We start from the raw sequence: 18341 nt of genomic DNA, 5'->3' as shown, positions 1-18341 counted from the left end.
CGCGCGCCCCAGTCATCACCATAGGTTCTTAACCACGGGAACAGCGGCTTCTCTGAAGTCCTGGTCCTGTGCTGTACTTATCCGAATACGCAGGACCGGTTCACCGGTCCCCTGGACGCCGAGAGGAGGCGATTGAAGTGATCAGCATCATCAAGACCAACAAACTGACCGATCTTTCCGTCGTCTCCGCCTGCTCGCTCGGCCTCGCCTGCTCTTCCGAGTCCTCGCTCCGTGGCACCGGTCTGTCCGGCATTCCTGCCGTCGGCCTGTCCGCCCCGGCGAGCCTCCCCGTGCGGGAGCGCAATGAGCGACCGGCTCAGGCACCGGCAGCAGCAGTAGCGAAGGGGCAGGCCCAGGCCTACGCCTTTGCCGCCGTCGGTGCGGGAGCGGAATTCGGCACCAAGAAGCAGACGAAGCACCACACGATGTGGGCCTTCCGTGGGCCTGAACCCTGGAGTGATCCAGCCTGATCCACCATCAGGCCGGCGCCTTCAGGGCCGCGGAACCCCACTCGGGATCCGCGGCCCTTTTGTTTTGTCCGAACGGACGAGACAGCACGAAGGGGCCTCGGGACAAGAAGCACCCGGTACCAGCCGCCACCCGGTCAACAGGCCGGAACGAACAGACGAGGACACCACCCACCGTGCAACTCGAAGCGCACGCCCCGTCCGTACCGCCTTCCGACACGATCTCGCCGCCCGGCCTCACGGAGGACTCCACCTTGCTCCCCCTCACCGCGCTCACCGCGCTCGACGACGCCATCGAGAACCTCGGCGTACCCGTTCCGTGCCGCTCCTACGACCCGGAGGTCTTCTTCGCCGAGTCGCCCGCCGACGTCGAGTACGCCAAGTCCCTCTGCCGCACCTGCCCGCTCGTCGAGGCCTGCCTCGCGGGCGCCAAGGAGCGCCGCGAGCCGTGGGGCGTCTGGGGCGGAGAGCTCTTCATCCAGGGCGTTGTCGTTGCTCGCAAGCGGCCGCGTGGTCGTCCGCGCAAGAACCCGGTCGCGGCGTGATCGCCGACCTGGGGGTCACGGCCCCCAAGCCCACGAACCGCATCGGAACCATCGACCGTCCCCACACCCACGATCCCCGAAATCAGGCCCTCATGTCCGTCCCCACGAACGAGCCCGTCGGCTCCGCAACACCGAACGTCACGATCATCGGCGCGAACGACTCGCGTCAGAACAGGACCCGCGAGATGCAACTCATCCCAGAAGCCCTGGCGCGTGCTCATATGCACGACCGCATGAGGGAAGCCGACACGCAACGCCAGGCCGTGCGCCTGATCGCCGCGCGTCGGATGCAGCGCAAGGCCGAGCGCGCCTCGATGCGCGCCCGCCGCGCGCTGGCCATGGCGGTCATGAACTAGCACCCCTCCCGGCAGGCTTTGCCCCGTCGCAAACATTGCCGGTCACGGCACCAGCCAGGTCGACAGCAATACCCGCTGCCGGGCAACCGCTCGGCCCGGCGGCGAACAGCACCCAAGTCAGTACCCCTTCCGCGGGGCCGGTCCGGACGGACCGGCCCCGCGGTCGTACTGCGTGCGACCGGGCCGCCGCACACCGCCGCTGCCGTGGGGGCGTCCTGGGTCCGTCGTTCCGTCGTTCCGGTGTCGTCGTGTGCCGGTGCAGGGCGGCACGATGGCGCCGGGGTTATCGTCACGGCGTGGACGAGGAGACTCAACACCCGATTCAGCAGTCCGCGCAGAGCGACGCGGCAGTGGCCGTCTGCGCCCTGTGCGGCACATCCGCCGACAGCGAGACCACACCACCGACCTGGATCTGTTCCGTGGAGAACGGCCAACGCCAGTACTTCTGCGAACAGTGCGCCCGCACCCACATCCGGGCGATCGAAAGCCGCCTCGACTCCACCTGGTGGTGACCCACCCGGGGACCCGCCCGGCCGGAACGCGCCTGTCGGGAACGCATCCGGCGGGAACACGTCGGCGTCGTCCTTACCTATGCCCCCGCAGGCGCGTCCTCCACCAGCTCCTGCACCACGGCCTCCTCCTCGTCCTCCAACAGCTCCTGCGCCGCCGTCTCCTCCTCGTACTCCGGCAGGAAGCCCGGCAGCCAGGCTTCGAGCTCGTCGCGCAGCCGTACCGTGGCACCCAGTTGGCACAGCACCCCGATCGTGCTCAACGTCACCCGGTGTATCAGTAGATAGGCGGGCGGCAGATTCAGCTGCTTGCCGAGCTGATGCGCGGGGGAGCGGAGGTCCGCGATCCGCGCCGCCTGGTTGCGCAACCAGCTCCGGGTGAAGGTGAACTCCTCCACCTGCGCCGGTTCGATGATGGGAAGGAGGTATTCGAGCACCGCGTCCGGGTCGAGATCCACCGACTCCCTGACGAACCCCTCCTCGCGCAACCGCTCGTAGACCGCCGCCGCCTCACCCGCCAGCGCCAGCCGCAAGGAGTCGCCGATCGGCTGCGGCAGACCACCCGGCAGCCGGTCCACCGTTCCGAAGTCCAGCACCCCGAGCCGCCACCGGCCCCCGTCGCCGGACTCCTCGCCGGTCTTTTCGCCGGACTCCTCGTCCGGGGGCAGCAGCCGGAAATTTCCCGGATGCGGATCTGCGTGCAGCAGACCGGTGCGGGCCGGCCCCGAGAAGAGGAACCGCGCCAGCAACTGACCGGCCCGGTCCCGCTGCTCCGGCGTGCCCTCCGCGATCACGTCGGCCAGCGGAACACCGTCCATCCACTCCGTCACCAACACCTGGTCGGACCGGTGCACCACACCGGGGATCACGACGTCGGGATCGTCGGCGAACTCCTCGGCGTGATCCTGCTGCGACCGAGCCTCCTGCTCGTAGTCCAGCTCCTCCGAGACCCGGTCGTGCAGCTCCGCGATGAGCGGCTTGATGTCCATGCCCGGGATCAATGGGCCGAGCACCCGGGCGAATCTGCTGAGCTGGGTCAGATCCGAGAGCAGGGCCTCCCCGGCGCCCGGGTACTGCACCTTCACCGCGACGTCCCGTCCGTCGTGCCACACCGCCCGGTGCACCTGGCCGATCGAGGCGGCCGCCGACGGCGTGTCCGCGAATTCGAGGAACAACTCCCGCCAGTTCTCGCCGAGCCGCTCCTCCAGCACCGCGTGGACGGTGCCGCTGGGCATGGGGGGCGCGGCCTCCTGGAGTTTGGTGAGCGCCGCCCGGTACGGCCCGGCGACCTCCTCGGGCAGCGCCGACTCGAAGACCGACAGGGCCTGCCCGAGCTTCATCGCCCCGCCCTTCAGCTCGCCCAGGACCTTGAACAACTGGTCCGCGGTGCGCTGCTGCACCTCCCGGGCGACCAGCTCCGCGGACTTCCCGCCGATCCGCTTGCCCAGACCCCAAGTGGCGCGGCCGGCGAACCCCAAGGGCAGGGTGGCCAACTTGGCGGTACGAGTGACCGCTTTCCGGGGAAGATCAGACATGAACCCCTCCAAATCCCAGACTGCCGTGCCGCGTGCGACGGTTACCCGGCCATTGTGTCGTGCGTGGTGTCGGCCCCGGAGGAGCACTCCCTCCCCAGATGCCCGGCCGCTCCGCAGGGGCAGTCGGGGTGCGCTCCGATCTGCTCGGACCGCCAGTCCAGCAACGGCAGTGCCGCCTCCCAACGTGTCCCGATGCTCGCGGGCAACTCCCCGTCCAGGAAGGACAACGCGTGGGCGGCCGCCATCCCGGCCACCGCCGTTGCCAGACCCAGGTCGCAGGCCTGCACGGCGGCGCGTCGCCCGGACCGCCACTGGGACAGCATCCTGGGCCACTGCTCGTCCCCGTCCGCCCGGTTCAGTTCCAGGCACCCCGCGCAGGCCGTGCCCCCGGGCAGGACCAGGGGCCCGACCACCCCCGTCGCCTCCATCACCCCGGCATAGAGATGGGGAGTTCCCGACGCGATCCACGGCTCGGCCGGACGCGGGTCGGGGGCGTACACCGCGAGGCCGTCGCGAGGGGCTACCACGACCAGTGAAAGCCCCGGCTCACCACCCGACGGGGAACCCGCCGACCCTGCCGCCCGGGACGTCGCGCCGATGGCGGATCTGCGCACCAACTGCCGGGCCGCGGTGTCCCTGCGCTCACCGACGGATGTTGGCGGAAGCCCACTGGGCGAGACGTCCCACGGCTCCGTGTGCCCGCCGTCCAGAACCTCCACCCGGCCCACCCCGGCCCCTGACAGCACCGCCGCGATCGCGGCCCCGACCCGCCCCGCGCCCCGCACCTGGACCCGCATCGCCCGACGGGCCGCCAGCCGCCGCATCCCGCCGCCCGGTTCGGGATGGACGACGGAGAGCGATGCCAGATCGGGGCGATGCCGCTCCAACGCGCCGGGCCGGTTCCGCAACGCGTCGGTCTCCGGGGCGGCGGCCCGTACGTCGTCGATCAGTCCCGCGCTCGTCAAGCGGTTCACCAGCACGTCCACCTGATGCTCGGACAGGTCCAGCCTGCGGGCCTCCTCGCGCAGCAGCGGCAGACCGCGCGTTCCGTCGAGCAGTTCCAGAAAACTGCCCGTGGCAATATCCATTGGGCCGAACTTCACCGCATGGGCGTGGGTCACCCCGAATTGCACGGTGCCCCGGCCGCGCCATGCGCGGCGCAGTGCGGGTTTCAACATCGGATGCACGACTACCCCCGGTCTGTGTTCCTCGATCTCCTGCGTGGGCCGTGGCCCGGATCTTCGCGAGATCCGTTGTCAGAATGCGGTCCGGCGCCAAAGTGTGCGGAAAGTTATCCACAGGTAGGGGGTATTAGTCGTTCAAATGGTGCGTGCTGTGGCGCGGATCGGACGCGAACCGTTCCGGAGGCGCGACTTCCCCCACCGATACCGGGTAACGTCGTGGCGTGCCCGCCGACCCGTCACCCGGATTCGCCGGGGAGACCCCCGCGAGCGGCGCCGGAATCCAGCGGCGCGGCGCTCCGGACCGTCCGCCCCGCGCCTCGGCGACGAGCGCGGTCGAGGTCCGCAGAAGCAGCCGCCGCAGCAGAACGGTCTCCGCGTACCGCGAGGGCGACCGCACCATCGTGCTCATCCCGGCCCGGATGTCGGAGGCCGAGGAGCAGCGCTGGGTGGGGGTGATGCTCGACCGGCTCGCGGCGCAGGAGAGCAGACGCGTCCTCGGCGACGGCGAACTGGCCGAGCGCGCCGAGCGGTTGTCCGCCCAGTACTTCGAGGGCCGGGCCAGGCCGGCGTCGGTGCGGTGGGTGACCAACCAGAACACCCGATGGGGGTCCTGCACCCCGGCGGAGGGCAGCATCCGCCTGTCGCACCGGCTGCAGGGCATGCCCGAGTACGTCGTCGACTACGTGCTGGTCCATGAGCTGGCCCACCTGCTCGTACCCGGCCACGGCCCTCGCTTCTGGCGGCTGCTGGAGGCGTACCCCCGTACCGAACGGGCGCGCGGTTACCTGGAGGGCGTGGTGGCGGCCGACCGGCTTCCGCACCTGCCCGCCGCGCGCGGTGAGTGACATACGGCGATTCCGTACCAGGTGTGTACCGGCTTAGCTCAATGTCAGAGTTTGCGGTTAGCCTGGCGCGACGCATTCACATTCGGGATGGGGGACGGTCGTTACGCATGGCCAGGGAATTCCAGCGCGGCCACAAGGCCAAGATCAGCGATCTCACGCCGGGGACAGATCTGTACGTAGGTGTGCAGATCGCCGGGTCGGGACTGACCTTTGACATCAGTTGCTTCGGCCTCGACGCCGATGAGCGACTCTCCGACGACCGGTATTTCATCTTCTTCAATCAGCCTAAATCGCCCGAGGAGTCCATTCAGCTCCTCGGCGCCCAGGCCGGCGACACCGAGTCGTTCCGCGTCACCCTGGACCGCATTCCGGCGCACATCCACAAGCTGTCGTTCACCGCGACGATCGACGGGGCCGGGCAGATGTCCCAGGTCGGCCCCGGGTACATCCGGGTCGTCGCGGGCGGCGAGGAGGTCGTCAGGTACGCCTTCACCGGCTCGGAGTTCAGCACCGAGCGCGCGGTGATGCTGGGCGACTTCTACCTGAAGGACGTCTGGCGCTTCGCCGCCGTCGGCCAGGGTTTCGACGGCGGTCTCGAAGCGCTGCTGAAGAACTTCGGCGGCGAGGTCGCCGAGGAGGAGCCCGCCGCTCCCCAGCCGCAGGCCGCCGCCCCGTCGTTCGCCCCGCCCGCCCAGGCAGCGGCCCCCGCCCCCGCCTTCGGTGCCCCGGCGGCCCCGCAGGCGCCCCAGCCCCCGCAGCCGGCTCCGTCCTTCGGGGCCCCGGTCGGCCAGGCCCCGCCCCCCACCCCGCAGCAGCAGATGCACGCCGCGCCGACGATGGCCGCGCCGCTGGCACCGCACGGCAGCACGGTGCCGCCCGCGCCCGCCCCGGCCCCCGCTCCGTACGGACAGCCGCAGCAGCCGCAGTTCGGCCAGGCTCCCGGCCATCCCGCTCCCGCCGCCCCGTACGGCCAGCAGGCCCCCGCGCCCTACGGGCAGCAGCCTCCCGCCCCGTACGGACAGCAGCCGCCGGGGATGCAGCCTCCGGGGATGCCGGGAATGCAGCCGCCCGGCATGCCCCAGGGCGTGCCGCAGGCCGGTGCCGGCCTCCAGGCGGCCCTCCAGCCCTACAAAGAGACGGCCAACGGCCAGCGCTGGACCCCGCAGAATCAGCAGCTCATGCGGGTCGACCTCGCCATGGGCGGCACGCCCGTGCTCGCCCGCCAGGGCAGCATGGTGATGTACCAGGGCAAGGTCGACTTCAGCTACAAGGGCGCCGGCTTCGCGGGCCGCATCGTCGGCAACGCCACCGGCCAGGAGATGCAGCTGATGCGCTGCACCGGCCGCGGGCAGCTCTTCCTCGCGGAGGACGGCTCCCACCTGCACGCCATCGAACTTCAGGGCGACGGCATCTGTGTCTCGGCGGAGAACGTCCTCGCCTTCGACGAATCCCTGCAGTACGAGGTCCGCAGGATCGAGGGCCACGGAATCCCGGGCGGGGCCCTGTTCACCATGCAGTTCCAGGGCACCGGCACGATCGTCGTCAAGACCCACGGCGTCCCCGTCGTCCTGCCCGTCACGCCGACCACCTTCGCCGACTGCAACGCCGTCGTGGCCTGGTCGTCCGCGTCCCAGGTGATCATCTCCAGCCAGGTCCGGCTGCGCCGCAACGCGTACCCGGGACACAGCGGGGAGACCGTGAACCTCCAGTTCCGGGGAGCCCCCGGCAACTTCATCGTCGTCCAGCCCTACGAGGTCTGAGGGAGCCCGTCATGAACCAGCAACTCGCGGGCTACGCCCCGACCCCCGTCACGGCCCGGATGGAGAACCACGGCCGCACGATGCTCAAGGTCGCCATGGCCACCGGCCAGGACCTCTACGCACGTACCGGCTCGATGGTCGCGTACGAGGGCTTCATCCAGTACGAACCCAACCCGCCCGCCGTCCGCCAGATCGCCTCCCAGTGGATCACCGGCGAGGGCGCGCCGATCATGAAGTGCTCCGGCGACGGCCTGCTCTACCTCGCCGACTACGGCGCCGACGTGGTCGTCATCAACCTCAACAACGACTCCCTCTCGGTCAACGGCACCAACGTCCTGGCCTTCGACGGCCACCTCACCTGGGGCGTGGAGCGGGTCAAGGGCCTCGCCAAGTTCGCGGGCCAGGGCCTGTGGAACGTCTGCATCTCCGGCACCGGCTGGGTCGCCATCACCTCGCGCGGCACGCCGATCGTCGTCGACTGCGGACGCGGCGAGGACGAGACCTACGTCGACCCGGACGCCCTCGTGGCGTGGTCCCCGAACCTCAAGGTGAAGGGCAAGCGCAGCTTCAAGGCGGCCTCGCTCATCGGGCGGGGCAGCGGTGAGGCCTACCAGATGGCCTTCTCCGGCCAGGGCATCGTCGTCGTACAGCCGAGTGAGGACAGTACCGACCGCCTGCGGATCCGGAACTGAGGGGGAGGGAAACACCATGCAGAGTCCGCTTTTCAACTACACGGAACAGCAGTCCCAGGACCGGTACGCCATCCAGAACCCGCAGCTCCTGCGGGTCTCGCTGACCGGGCACGACGACGTGCTCGCCCGCAAGGGCGCCATGGTCGCCTACCAGGGGCTGATGGAGTTCGACGGCGAGTACCAGGCGAACAGCCAGCGCCGCGCCCGCGCGAACACCGGTGAGGGCCTCGACCTGATGCGCTGCTCCGGGCAGGGCACCGTCTTCCTCGCCAACCTCGCGCAGTACATCCACATCGTGGATGTCGACCACGACGGCCTCACGGTGGACAGCGCCTACGTCCTGGCGCTGGACTCCGCGCTGCACGCCGAGGTCATCGCGGTGGACAGCCAGTACGGCATCTCGGGGACCGGCAAGTACCAGCTCAACATCTCCGGCACCGGCAAGGTCGCCCTGATGACCTCGGGCCAGCCGCTGATGATGCAGGTCACCCCGGACAAGTACGTCAACGCCGACGCCGACGCCATCGTCGCCTGGTCCAGCTCGCTGCGGGTGCAGATGCAGGCCCAGACGCACTCCTCCGGTGTCTGGCGCAGGCGCGGAAACACCGGTGAGGGCTGGGAGCTCAGCTTCCTCGGCCAGGGTTTCGCCCTGGTTCAGCCCAGCGAGGTGCTGCCCCCGCAGAACCACCAGATCGGCCAGGGCGTCCGGGCCCAGTACGGCATGGGCCAGCAGGGCGCCCACGGCCAGAACCAGAACAACGCCTGGAACTGATCCGCGGCGCGACACCCGGACCGAAGCGGGTGGGGGCGGACTCCTCGGAGTCCGCCCCCACCCGCTTTCGTGTGCCGTCGTCCTACCCGCGTCGCTCCAGCGCCGCACGGGCCAGCTCCGTCAGCCGCACGACCGACGCGTCGGCCACCGAGGCGACCTCGTCGTACGCGAACCAGCGCAGGTCCAGCGACTCGTCACTGATCTGCTCCGTCGAGCCCGAGGGCGCCAGCGCCACGTACTGCACGTCCAGGTGCCAGTGGCAGGGCGGGGGGATCGAATGGCGGTCCAGCGTCACCGGTCCGCCCGCGAGCAGCGTCAGGCCGCTGACACCGGACTCCTCGGACGCCTCCCGAAGGGCCGCTGCGGCCAGCGACGTGTCCTGCGGCTCGCAGTGGCCGCCCATCTGCAACCACATCCGCAGCTTGCGGTGGAGGGTGAGCAGCACCTGGCCGCGCTCCGGGTCCACGACCAGGGCGCTGGCCGTCAGATGACCGGCTTCGCAGGCCTTCCACATGCCGTCGGGGTACTTCGCCAGATGGTCGAGGTAGACCCGGCGCAGCTCGTCCTGGGCCGGGTCGGCTCGCTGCTCGTACTCCTTCAGCACGAGCACGGCGTCGTCGTGCAGGCTCACCGGTCGGTGTCGCCCTTGTTCTCGTCACGGCCCTCGGTCTCGCCGGTGCCGGTGTCGTCCCCACCGTCCGCCGCGGGCTTCTGCGGACCCTTCGCGGCCTCGCCGAGCATCTTGTCCAGCTCGGAGAAGTCCAGCTGCTCGTGGTGCACGAAGCCGTCCGGGTCGTCCAGGTCCTGGGCCGTCGGCAGCATGTCGGGGTGCTCCCACAGGGCGTCGCGCCCGTCGAGCCCGCGCGCGTCGGTGAGGGACGCCCACAGCCGCGAGGCGTCGCGCAGCCGCCGCGGGCGCAGCTGCAGACCGATGAGCGTGGCGAACGTCTGCTCGGCCGGGCCACCGGAGGCGCGTCGCCTGCGCATCGTCTCGCGCAATGCGTCCGCCGAGGTCAGACGGGACTTCGCGGCCTCGTGGACCACGGCGTCGACCCAGCCCTCGACCAGGGCGAGCGCCGTCTCCAGCCGGGCCAGGGCAGCCTTCTGCTCCGGCGTGTCCTCCGGCTGGAACATGCCCTGCTGAAGGGCGTCCTGCAGCTGCTCGGGCTGCGACGGGTCGAACTGGCCGACCACGTCCTCCAGCTTGCTGGTGTCGACCTTGATGCCGCGCGCGTACCCCTCGACGGCTCCGAAGAGATGCGAGCGCAGCCACGGGACATGGGCGAAGAGACGCTGGTGGGCGGCCTCGCGCAGGGCCAGGTACAGCCGCACCTCGTCCTGCGGGACGCTGAGGTCCTTGCCGAACCGCTCGACGTTCAACGGAAGGAGCGCGGCCTTGCCCGCCGGGCCCAGCGGCAGCCCGATGTCGGTCGAACCGACGACCTCACCGGCCAGCACACCGACGGCCTGCCCGATCTGCTGGCCGAACATCGCGCCGCCCATCGACCGCATCATGCCGATCAGCGGGCCGGCCATCGCCTGCATCTCCTCGGGCAGCACGTCGCCCATGGCGAGGCCGACGCGCTCGGCCACCGGGTCGACCAGCTTCTGCCAGGCGGGCAGGGACGCTTCGACCCACTCCGCCCGGCTCCACGCCACGGACGAGACCGAACCGGAGGGCAGCGACGTCACGCCGTCCAGCCACAGGTCGGCCAGGCGCAGCGCCTCGTCGACCGCGGACCGCTCGGCCGGGCCGACGCTGGCGTCCTTGGTGCCGTCCGGCGTGCCCTGCGAGACCGTCTGGCGGGCGATCTGCTTGGCCATGTCCCAGTTCACGGGACCGCCCTCGTAGCTCAGCATCTGGCCGAGCTGCTGGAAGGCGGCGCCCAGGTCGTTGGGGTTCATCGTGCCGAACATCGCCGCGAACGGATTCTCACCGCCCGCGCCGGGCCCGAAGCCGAACGGGTTCGCAGGCCCGCCCGAACCCTGCCCACCTCCGGTGGGGTCCTTCTTCTTGCCCTCGTCGCCGTTCTCCGGCTCCTCCGGCGGAAGGCCGAATCCGAATGGGGTGTCACTCACGGGTTTCCTCGGCTCGTAGGGCCGTCGGCTCGAACCGACGGCGACTGCCCGACATCACCATCCAGCGTAGACACCAAAAGTCCGCTCAGGGCCTCGGTGCTCCGTCGGGGCCCGCCCTGCGGCAGGATGGACGCCACCTGGTACGCACGCGTCACTCGGGTACGTACTGAAGACAACCGCTGGAGACGCCCGGTGAGTTCCCCAGACCCTCAGGTTCGCGCAGCGCGAAACCCGTCCGACCCCTCGACCGAGAGCAAACCCGTCAAGAGCCGCTCCAGAAGCCGTGGCCCCGTCGTCGCGATCACCGGAGCCGCCGGTGGCGTGGGTGAGCTGCTCACCGCACGCCTCGCGGCGTCCGAGGAGATCAAGCAGGTCGTCGCCATCGACGAACGCCGCGGCGAGGTGTCCGAGGCGACCTGGCACCTCCTCGACGTCCGAGACCCCGCCATCGCGGAGAAGCTGCGCGGCGCGGACGTCGTGGTGCACCTGGCGCTCGACCTCGACCTGGAGACCGACCCCGCGGCCCGCACCGCCTACAACGTGCGCGGCACCCAGACCGTGCTGACGGCCGCGGCGGCCGTCGGCGTGCACCGGGTCGTGCTGTGCACGTCGGCGATGGTCTACGGGGCGCTGCCCGACAACGACATCCCGCTCGCCGAGGACGCCGAACTGCGTGCCACGGCCGAGGCCACCGGTGTCGGCGACCTCCTGGAGATCGAACGGCTCGGCCGCCGCGCGCCCCGTGCCCACCCCGGACTCAACGTGACCGTGGTCAGGCCCACCGTCCTGGTCGGCGGCACGGACACCGCGCTGACCCGCTACTTCGAGTCGCCGCGCCTCCTGGTCGTCGCCGGATCGCGTCCGACCTGGCAGTTCTGCCACGTCGACGACCTGGTCACGGCCCTGGAGTACGCCGCGCTGGAGAAGATCGACGGTGAGTTCGCGGTCGGCTGCGACGGCTGGCTGGAGCAGGAGGAGGTCGAGGAGCTCAGCGGTGTCCGCCGGATGGAACTGCCCTCCGCCGTGGCCCTGGGCGCCGCCGCCCGGCTGCACCGGATCGGCCTCACCCCCTCCCCGGCGGGTGACCTGGCGTACACGATGCACCCCTGGGTGGTCAGCGTGAGCCGGCTGCACGACGTGGGATGGCGTCCGGCCTGGACCAACGAGGAAGTGCTCGCCGCGCTCCTCGAAGAGGTCGAGGGCCGGCACACCGTCGCCGGACGCCGCCTCGGCCGCAAGGACGCCACCGCGGCGGGCGCCGCCGGTGCGACCGTGGCGCTCCTGGGCACCGCCGCCCTGGTCCGCCGCGCCCGCAAGGCCCGCCGCCGCATCTGAGCGGGGCGGGCGGCGCCCTCCCGGACGTGGGGACCCTCCCGGACTTGCGCACCCTCCCGGGCGCGGCCTTTCCGGGCGCGGCCCGCGCGCGTACTGCCGGGCGTCCTCCGCGACCGTCCGTACGTGCCCCTTTCAGGGGCGCTTCGTACGCGCTCCTTCCGGCCGGTGCCCGCACGCACCCCTCCGGGGTGCCTGTAGAAGGCTCCAAGGCCGGGGGCGGCCCGCCGGTGGAAAACGCTATTCCGCCCTGTCCGTGCCGTACGGCACCATGGATGGCATGGCTCCCACCCACGACCACCCCGGTGAGCAGGCATCGACGGACTCCATCCGACTACTGGAGGTCCGTGACACGCCGCTGTCGGTCGACGAGATCTTCCGGGCCGTCGGGGACGACGCCGCCGGTGGCACGGCACTCTTCGTCGGCACGGTGCGCAACCACGACAACGGTCAGGACGTCGGCGCGCTCGGGTATTCCTGTCACCCGTCTGCGCAGGACGAGCTGCGCCGGGTGGCCGAGAAGGTCGCCGCGAACTTCCCGGTCCGCGCGCTGGCCGCCGTCCACCGGGTGGGCGACCTCCAAGTGGGCGATCTCGCGGTGGTCGTCGCCGTCTCCTGCCCGCACCGCGCCGAGGCGTTCGAGGCGTGCCGCAAGCTCATCGACGACCTCAAGCACGAGGTCCCGATCTGGAAGCACCAGCGCTTCTCGGACGGCACCGAGGAGTGGGTCGGAGCCTGCTGAGCGCAATTCGGCCGGACGGCCGTCCGGGCCTGATTTGCGTAACCGCACCCCTGCCGTGAGCGTTGGTTCTGCAGACGGTTAATCTGCTGATCGGTCAGTTGCGGTCGCTCATGGGGTAGGGAGGTCGTAATGGCAGCACTCGCCTGGTTGTTGATTCCGCTTTTCGCTGCGCTCGGCGCTGCGATATGGGGAAGCTGGGCCGCCCGTAATCGCACGACCGGCGATGTTTCCGAACTCGCCGGGTATGCCCGGTTCCGTGAGGCGATGGAGAAATCGCACTCCGGTTCCGATGTCGTCTGAACTCCGTCGCACATACGCAGTCGCCAATCCGCACCGCGACCCCGGCCGCCGACGCCCTCCGGCGCCGCGCTCCGCCCTGTCGCCCGCCCCGTACGGACCGGCCCCGACAGTGCACTGACAGACCCTTCCCGTACTGTCGTTCCATGCCACGCCGCACCGCGACGATGCTCGCCTCCACCCTGATCCTCATCGCGCTGCTCTGCGCAGGCGTGCTGATCAAGGTGCCGTACTCGGAAATGTCCCCCGGGCCGACGGTGAACACCCTCGGCAAGGTCGGCAGCGAACCCGTCCTGCAGATTTCCGGGCACAAGACGTACCCGACGTCCGGAAATCTCAACATGACGACGGTCAGGGTCACCGGTGCCGACTACCGGATGAACCTCGTCGAGGCCGTCTACGGCTGGCTGGCCCACGACAGCGTGGTCGTACCGCACGACACGCTGTACCCCGACGGAAAGACCGAGCAGGAGTCGACGCAGGAGAACGCCGAGGAGTTCAGCCAGTCCCAGGAGAGCGCCAAGGTCGCCGCGCTGACCGAGCTGGGGATCCCGGTCTCCTCGCGTGTCGTGGTCTCCACGGTCGTCAAGGGCAGCCCCGCCCAGGGCAAGCTGCACGCCGGCGACGTGATCAAGCAGGTCGACGGCACGTCGATCGAGCAGCCCGAGGACGTGGCGAAGCTCGTCACCCGCCACGAGCCCGGCGAGAGGGTCACGTTCACGATCGTCCCCGCGAAGACGGCGCAGGCGGCGGAGAAGGCCGGCAAGGAGCCCGAGGGCAGCCGGAAGATCGTCATCACGACCGCCAAGGCCCCCAAGGAGGACCGGGCGATCGTCGGCATCCAGGCCGGGACGGACCACACCTTCCCGTTCCGGATCGACATCGAGCTCGCCGACGTCGGCGGCCCGAGCGCCGGTCTGATGTTCTCGCTGGGCATCGTCGACAAGCTGACGCCCGGCAAGCTCACGGGCGGGAAGTTCATCGCGGGCACCGGCACGATCGACGACAAGGGCAAGGTCGGACCGATCGGCGGCATCAACATGAAGCTGGTCGGCGCGCGCAGCGCGGGCGCCAGGTACTTCCTGACTCCGTACGAGAACTGCAGGGCCGCCGCCTCCGACACGCCGAGCGGGCTCACGCTGGTGAAGGTGAAGACGCTCGCCGACGCGAGGAAGTCCCTGGAGAAGATCAGGACGGGGGACACGGCCGGGCTGCCGAGCTGCTCGGCAGGCTGACCGCGCCCCCGACGGGGCCTCGGCGGGTCAGGCCTCGAAGGTCGCGGCCAGCGCGTCGGCCAGTCCGGGCACCAGACCGGCACCGGTCCGCACCTCGCTCGGGGTGTCCTTCGCCCACAGCCGCACGGCCGACTCGCGCGTACCGTCCCGGAGGACGGCCACGGTCATCCGCACCTCCTGGCGCTCCGGATGCTTGGCGACCCACTTGGTCAGCTGTGCATCGCTGAGCCCCTCCGGCACGGACGCCTCGGCGGACGGCGGCAGCATCAGCCGCTCCACCGACATCGCGCATCCGATCACCGCGTCGGGCCAGGCGATCGTGGCCAGGAACTCGTCCAGGGCGGTGCCGGGCGGCAGCTCGTCCTGCTCGATGGGGGTGAGCGAGGAGGCCGGGGCCTCGGAGTCGTCGAGACCGAGCTGGGCTGCGAGACCGGGCTCCTGGTCCCGCAGCTTGGCGGTGTCGACCAGGGCGAAGAGCCGGGCCGGCTGGTCCCAGCCGAGATCGGAGATGTATTCGTCGATTTCGAGCACGGCGACGGTGAGCGGGCTCGCGGCCATCGGGGGGCCTGAGGGGGAAACATTGGGCATGGTCAATATCCTGCCTCCTTCCGCCCCGGTAACGGGAACTAGGTAAAGCCTCAGTAAGTTGCATAGGTGGGCCCTACGATCCGTGGGCCCGCTCCACACGACCCGCGAACTTCGAGGTGCGCACGTTGGCTTTCCAGATGCCGGACCGCGGCGGAGGCCCGACAGGGCCACGGATCAGAGTCGGCCGCCCGTCCCGGCGCGCCCGTACCCTGCTCATGACATTGGGCGTCCTGGCGATTCTCGCCATGGCGTTCGTCATGTTCGCCGGGTTCTGGACGGACTGGCTCTGGTACCGGTCGGTCTCGTATTCGTCCGTCTTCACCACCACCCTGTGGACCAAGATCGGGCTGTTCCTCGTCTTCGGACTCCTGATGGCCTTCGCCGTCGGGCTGAACATCTGGCTCGCGCACCGGCTCCGGCCGCCGCTGAGCGCGATGTCCCTGGAACAGCAGAGCCTGGACCGCTACCGGATGAGCCTCGCACCGCACAAGAAGTGGGTGCTGCTCGCGATCACCGCGCTCGTCGGACTGATCGCCGGGGCCTCCGCCTCCGGCCAGTGGCGTACCTGGCTGATGTACGTGAACGGCGTGGCGTTCGGACAGAAGGACCCCCAGTTCCACCTGGACGTGTCCTTCTACGCCTTCGACCTGCCGTGGTACCGCTTCCTGCTGGGCTTCGGCTTCGCGGCCACGGTGCTCTCGCTGATCGCCGCCGGGCTGACCCACTACCTGTACGGCGGGCTCCGCATCACCAGCCCCGGCGCCCGCGCGACCGGCGCGGCCACCGGCCACCTGTCGGTGCTGCTCGGCGTCTTCGTCTCGCTGAAGGCCGTGGCGTACTGGCTCGACCGGTACGGCCTGGCCGTGAAGTCCAGTGACTTCAAGGCCACGGACAACTGGACGGGCCTGCGGTACGTCGACGCCAACGCCTACCTCCCGGCGAAGACCATCCTGTTCTGCATCGCCGCGATCTGCGCCGTGCTGTTCTTCGCGACGCTCTGGCGCCGCACCTGGCAGCTCCCGGTGATCGGCTTCGGTCTCATGGTGCTCTCGGCGATCCTGATCGGCGGGCTGTATCCGGCGATCGTGCAGAAGTTCCAGGTCCAGCCGAACGAGCAGGCCAAGGAAGCCCCGTTCATCCGGAAGAACATCGAAGCGACGCGCAACGCGTACGACATCGACGACGCGCAGGTCGACGACTACTCGGGCAAGAGCACGACGGACGACGACGCCAAGCTGCGCGCGAGCGCGGACGACGCCGCCAGCTACCGGGTGATGGACCCCAACGTCGTCTCCCCGGCCTTCCAGCAGCTCCAGCAGAAGAGGAACTACTACCAGTTCCCCAAGACGCTGGACGTCGACCGTTACAAGGACGCCGCCGGCAAGGACCAGGACACGGTCGTCGGTCTGCGCGAGCTCAACCTCGACGGCATCCCCAAGCGCAACTGGATCAACGACCACTTCACCTACACCCACGGCTACGGCGCCATCGCGGCCCGGGGCACGACGACCGGCAAGAACCCGAAGGGTTCCCCGGACTTCACCGAGTCCGGCCTGCCGACGACCGGTGAGCTCGGCAAGTACGAGCAGCGGATCTACTACGGCGAGAAGACCGAGCAGTACTCCATCGTCGGCGGGCCCCAGAAGGAGCTCGACTACGAGGAGGACGGCGAGAAGACCACCAGCTACCAGGGCAACAGCGGGGTCAGCCTCTCCAACGCCTTCAACCGCGCCGCGTACGCCGTCGCGTTCAGCGAGCCGCAGATCCTCTACTCGGGGGCCATCGGCGAGGGCTCGCGGATCCTCTACAACCGCACGCCCAAGGAGCGCGTCGAGGCGGTCGCCCCGTGGCTGACCATCGACGGCGACGCCTACCCGGCCGTGGTGAACGGACGCATCCAGTGGGTCGTCGACGCGTACACCACCACCAACGGCTACCCGTACGCCTCCCGCACGACGCTCGGTGACACCACGGCCGACTCGCTGACCACCAACCAGCGCGCGGTCGTCGCCCAGCAGAACCAGGTCAACTACATCCGCAACTCGGTGAAGGCCACCGTCGACGCGTACGACGGCAAGGTCAAGCTCTACGAGTGGGACACCGAGGACCCCGTCCTCAAGACCTGGCGCAAGGCGTTCCCGGGGACCGTCGAGCCCAGGGCGGACATTCCGCAGGACCTCATGGACCACCTGCGGTACCCGCAGGACCTGTTCAAGGTGCAGCGCGAACTGCTCACCCGCTACCACGTCACGAACCCCGCCCAGTTCTACAGCGGCAGTGACGCGTGGCAGGTCCCGGACGACCCGACCAACAAGGAGTCCGGCGCCGTCCCGCCGTACTACCTGAGCATAAAGATGCCGGACCAGACGGCTCAGAAGTTCTCGCTGACGACGACGTTCACACCGAAGGGACGGCCCGACCTCGGGGCGTTCATGGCGGTGGACGCGGACGCGGCCAGCAAGGACTACGGCACGATAAGGCTGCTGAGGGTCACCACCACGGTGAAGGGCCCCGGCCAGGTGCAGAGCGAGCTCAACGGCAACGACGACGTCGCCGAGTTCGTGCGGAACCTGAAGGGAACCGACTCCGACATCGAGTACGGCAACCTGTTGACCGTGCCGCTCGAAGGGGGCTTCCTCTACATCGAGCCGGTCTACACGCGCGGTGGCACGCAGAACTACCCGCTGCTGCGGAAGGTCGCCGCCTCGTACGGGTCGAAGACCGTCTTCGAGAACAGCCTCGGCGAGGCGCTCAACGCGGTCTTCGGGGTGGCGGGCTCCGACACCGGCCAGCCGCCCACGGACACCACCCGGCCACCGGGCGACACCACCCAGCCGCCGGCCACCGGCGACGCGGCGCTGAAGAAGGCGATCGCGGACGCGCAGAAGGCCTACGCGGCGGGTGAGGCGGCCCTGAAGGAACAGGACTGGAACGCCTACGGCAAGGCCCAGAAGGAGCTGCAGGACGCGCTCCAGCGCGCGGCGGCCGCCCAGCCCAAGTCGGGCAGTGCGGACAACGCCGACAAGAACGGCTCCGACAAGGGCGGGACGGACGAGAAGAACAAGGTCCCCGCGGCCCGCAGCGGAGGCTGAGAAACCCGGTGAAGGCTCCATCCCGCGTCGTGGTACGGTTTCAGCACAACGACGCGGGGTGGAGCAGCTCGGTAGCTCGCTGGGCTCATAACCCAGAGGTCGCAGGTTCAAATCCTGTCCCCGCTACTGAAGACGAAGGCCCGGATCCTTTCGAGGATCCGGGCCTTCGTCGTGCCTTGCTGAATTTCTTGTGTGAAGCGCGTGAAGTGCGGTTCGTGGGGCACGAGTTGGGCTCGGACGTGTTTGACTTGTCTCTCTGTGGGCATGTCGACAAAACGCTGAAGTGACCTCACTGGCCGCGCTATACCAGG

The 18341-nt window shown here is 69.8% G+C and carries 18 protein-coding genes and 1 tRNA gene; 14 read left to right on the top strand and 5 right to left on the bottom strand.

What is annotated here, in order from left to right:
* Window positions 1-137: 137 nt before the first annotated feature.
* From ACWCXX_RS15405 to ACWCXX_RS15390, 4 genes are all read left to right on the top strand, one after another.
* Window positions 138-470 (top strand): hypothetical protein, encoded by a 333-nt coding sequence (locus tag ACWCXX_RS15405; RefSeq protein WP_451127268.1) that lies wholly within the window; start codon window positions 138-140, stop codon window positions 468-470.
* A gap of 173 nt (window positions 471-643) precedes the next feature.
* Complete coding sequence (locus ACWCXX_RS15400) at window positions 644-1012, top strand: WhiB family transcriptional regulator (RefSeq protein ID WP_148839094.1); 369 nt, start codon at window positions 644-646, stop codon at window positions 1010-1012.
* Window positions 1009-1368: a hypothetical protein gene (locus tag ACWCXX_RS15395; RefSeq protein WP_451127266.1), complete on the top strand. Its 360-nt coding sequence runs from the start codon at window positions 1009-1011 to the stop codon at window positions 1366-1368. Before ACWCXX_RS15400 ends, ACWCXX_RS15395 begins: the two co-directional genes overlap by 4 nt.
* A gap of 296 nt (window positions 1369-1664) precedes the next feature.
* Window positions 1665-1880, top strand: a complete 216-nt coding sequence (locus ACWCXX_RS15390; RefSeq protein WP_451127264.1) for a hypothetical protein — start codon at window positions 1665-1667, stop codon at window positions 1878-1880.
* 77 nt (window positions 1881-1957) lie between these two features.
* Here ACWCXX_RS15390 and ACWCXX_RS15385 read toward each other — a convergent pair whose 3' ends face one another.
* Window positions 1958-3412 carry an ABC1 kinase family protein gene (locus ACWCXX_RS15385; RefSeq protein WP_451127262.1) on the bottom strand — a complete coding sequence of 485 codons (1455 nt, stop codon included), beginning with the start codon at window positions 3410-3412 and terminating at the stop codon, window positions 1958-1960.
* Window positions 3413-3453: 41 nt separating this feature from the next.
* Window positions 3454-4599 (bottom strand): ThiF family adenylyltransferase, encoded by a 1146-nt coding sequence (locus ACWCXX_RS15380; RefSeq protein ID WP_451127260.1) that lies wholly within the window; start codon window positions 4597-4599, stop codon window positions 3454-3456.
* 218 nt (window positions 4600-4817) lie between these two features.
* On the opposite strand from ACWCXX_RS15380, the gene ACWCXX_RS15375 reads away from it, so the two are divergent.
* From ACWCXX_RS15375 to ACWCXX_RS15360, 4 genes are all read left to right on the top strand, one after another.
* Window positions 4818-5441 carry a M48 metallopeptidase family protein gene (locus ACWCXX_RS15375; protein ID WP_451127258.1) on the top strand — a complete coding sequence of 208 codons (624 nt, stop codon included), beginning with the start codon at window positions 4818-4820 and terminating at the stop codon, window positions 5439-5441.
* 107 nt (window positions 5442-5548) lie between these two features.
* Window positions 5549-7201: a TerD family protein gene (locus ACWCXX_RS15370; RefSeq protein ID WP_451127256.1), complete on the top strand. Its 1653-nt coding sequence runs from the start codon at window positions 5549-5551 to the stop codon at window positions 7199-7201.
* Window positions 7202-7212: 11 nt separating this feature from the next.
* Window positions 7213-7893, top strand: coding sequence for an AIM24 family protein (locus ACWCXX_RS15365; protein ID WP_451127254.1), 681 nt, complete (start codon window positions 7213-7215; stop codon window positions 7891-7893).
* A 16-nt stretch (window positions 7894-7909) separates the two neighbouring features.
* Window positions 7910-8665, top strand: coding sequence for an AIM24 family protein (locus ACWCXX_RS15360; RefSeq protein WP_451127252.1), 756 nt, complete (start codon window positions 7910-7912; stop codon window positions 8663-8665).
* 82 nt (window positions 8666-8747) lie between these two features.
* Here the strand turns inward: ACWCXX_RS15360 and ACWCXX_RS15355 are convergent, their stop codons facing one another.
* Window positions 8748-9296 carry an NUDIX hydrolase gene (locus tag ACWCXX_RS15355; RefSeq protein WP_451127250.1) on the bottom strand — a complete coding sequence of 183 codons (549 nt, stop codon included), beginning with the start codon at window positions 9294-9296 and terminating at the stop codon, window positions 8748-8750.
* Window positions 9293-10744, bottom strand: a complete 1452-nt coding sequence (locus tag ACWCXX_RS15350; protein ID WP_451127248.1) for a zinc-dependent metalloprotease — start codon at window positions 10742-10744, stop codon at window positions 9293-9295. The genes ACWCXX_RS15355 and ACWCXX_RS15350 overlap by 4 nt, the downstream gene beginning before the upstream one ends.
* A 192-nt stretch (window positions 10745-10936) precedes the next feature.
* On the opposite strand from ACWCXX_RS15350, the gene ACWCXX_RS15345 reads away from it, so the two are divergent.
* The 4 genes from ACWCXX_RS15345 (at window position 10937) to ACWCXX_RS15330 (ending at window position 14350) form a co-directional block, all read left to right on the top strand.
* Window positions 10937-12079 (top strand): SDR family oxidoreductase, encoded by a 1143-nt coding sequence (locus tag ACWCXX_RS15345; RefSeq protein WP_451127246.1) that lies wholly within the window; start codon window positions 10937-10939, stop codon window positions 12077-12079.
* A gap of 277 nt (window positions 12080-12356) precedes the next feature.
* Window positions 12357-12818, top strand: a complete 462-nt coding sequence (locus ACWCXX_RS15340) for a molybdenum cofactor biosynthesis protein MoaE (RefSeq protein WP_451127244.1) — start codon at window positions 12357-12359, stop codon at window positions 12816-12818.
* A 129-nt stretch (window positions 12819-12947) separates the two neighbouring features.
* Window positions 12948-13118 carry a hypothetical protein gene (locus ACWCXX_RS15335; RefSeq protein ID WP_187438840.1) on the top strand — a complete coding sequence of 57 codons (171 nt, stop codon included), beginning with the start codon at window positions 12948-12950 and terminating at the stop codon, window positions 13116-13118.
* Between the two features lie 143 nt (window positions 13119-13261).
* Window positions 13262-14350 carry a YlbL family protein gene (locus ACWCXX_RS15330; protein ID WP_451127242.1) on the top strand — a complete coding sequence of 363 codons (1089 nt, stop codon included), beginning with the start codon at window positions 13262-13264 and terminating at the stop codon, window positions 14348-14350.
* Window positions 14351-14377: 27 nt separating this feature from the next.
* Here ACWCXX_RS15330 and ACWCXX_RS15325 read toward each other — a convergent pair whose 3' ends face one another.
* On the bottom strand, window positions 14378-14938 hold the full coding sequence (locus ACWCXX_RS15325; protein WP_451127240.1) for a PPA1309 family protein: 561 nt from the start codon (window positions 14936-14938) through the stop codon (window positions 14378-14380).
* 137 nt (window positions 14939-15075) lie between these two features.
* Between ACWCXX_RS15325 and ACWCXX_RS15320 the strand changes: the two genes are divergently transcribed.
* Entirely contained in the window at window positions 15076-18030 is a 2955-nt protein-coding gene (locus ACWCXX_RS15320; protein ID WP_451127405.1) for a UPF0182 family membrane protein, read from the top strand.
* A gap of 52 nt (window positions 18031-18082) precedes the next feature.
* Window positions 18083-18156 (top strand) — tRNA-Met (locus tag ACWCXX_RS15315).
* Window positions 18157-18341 lie beyond the last annotated feature (185 nt).

The sequence above is a fragment of the Streptomyces sp. NPDC001732 genome (assembly GCF_053596315.1).
The sequence above is the reverse complement of the archived record's forward strand: the minus strand, read 5'-3'. Positions and strand labels throughout refer to the sequence as shown.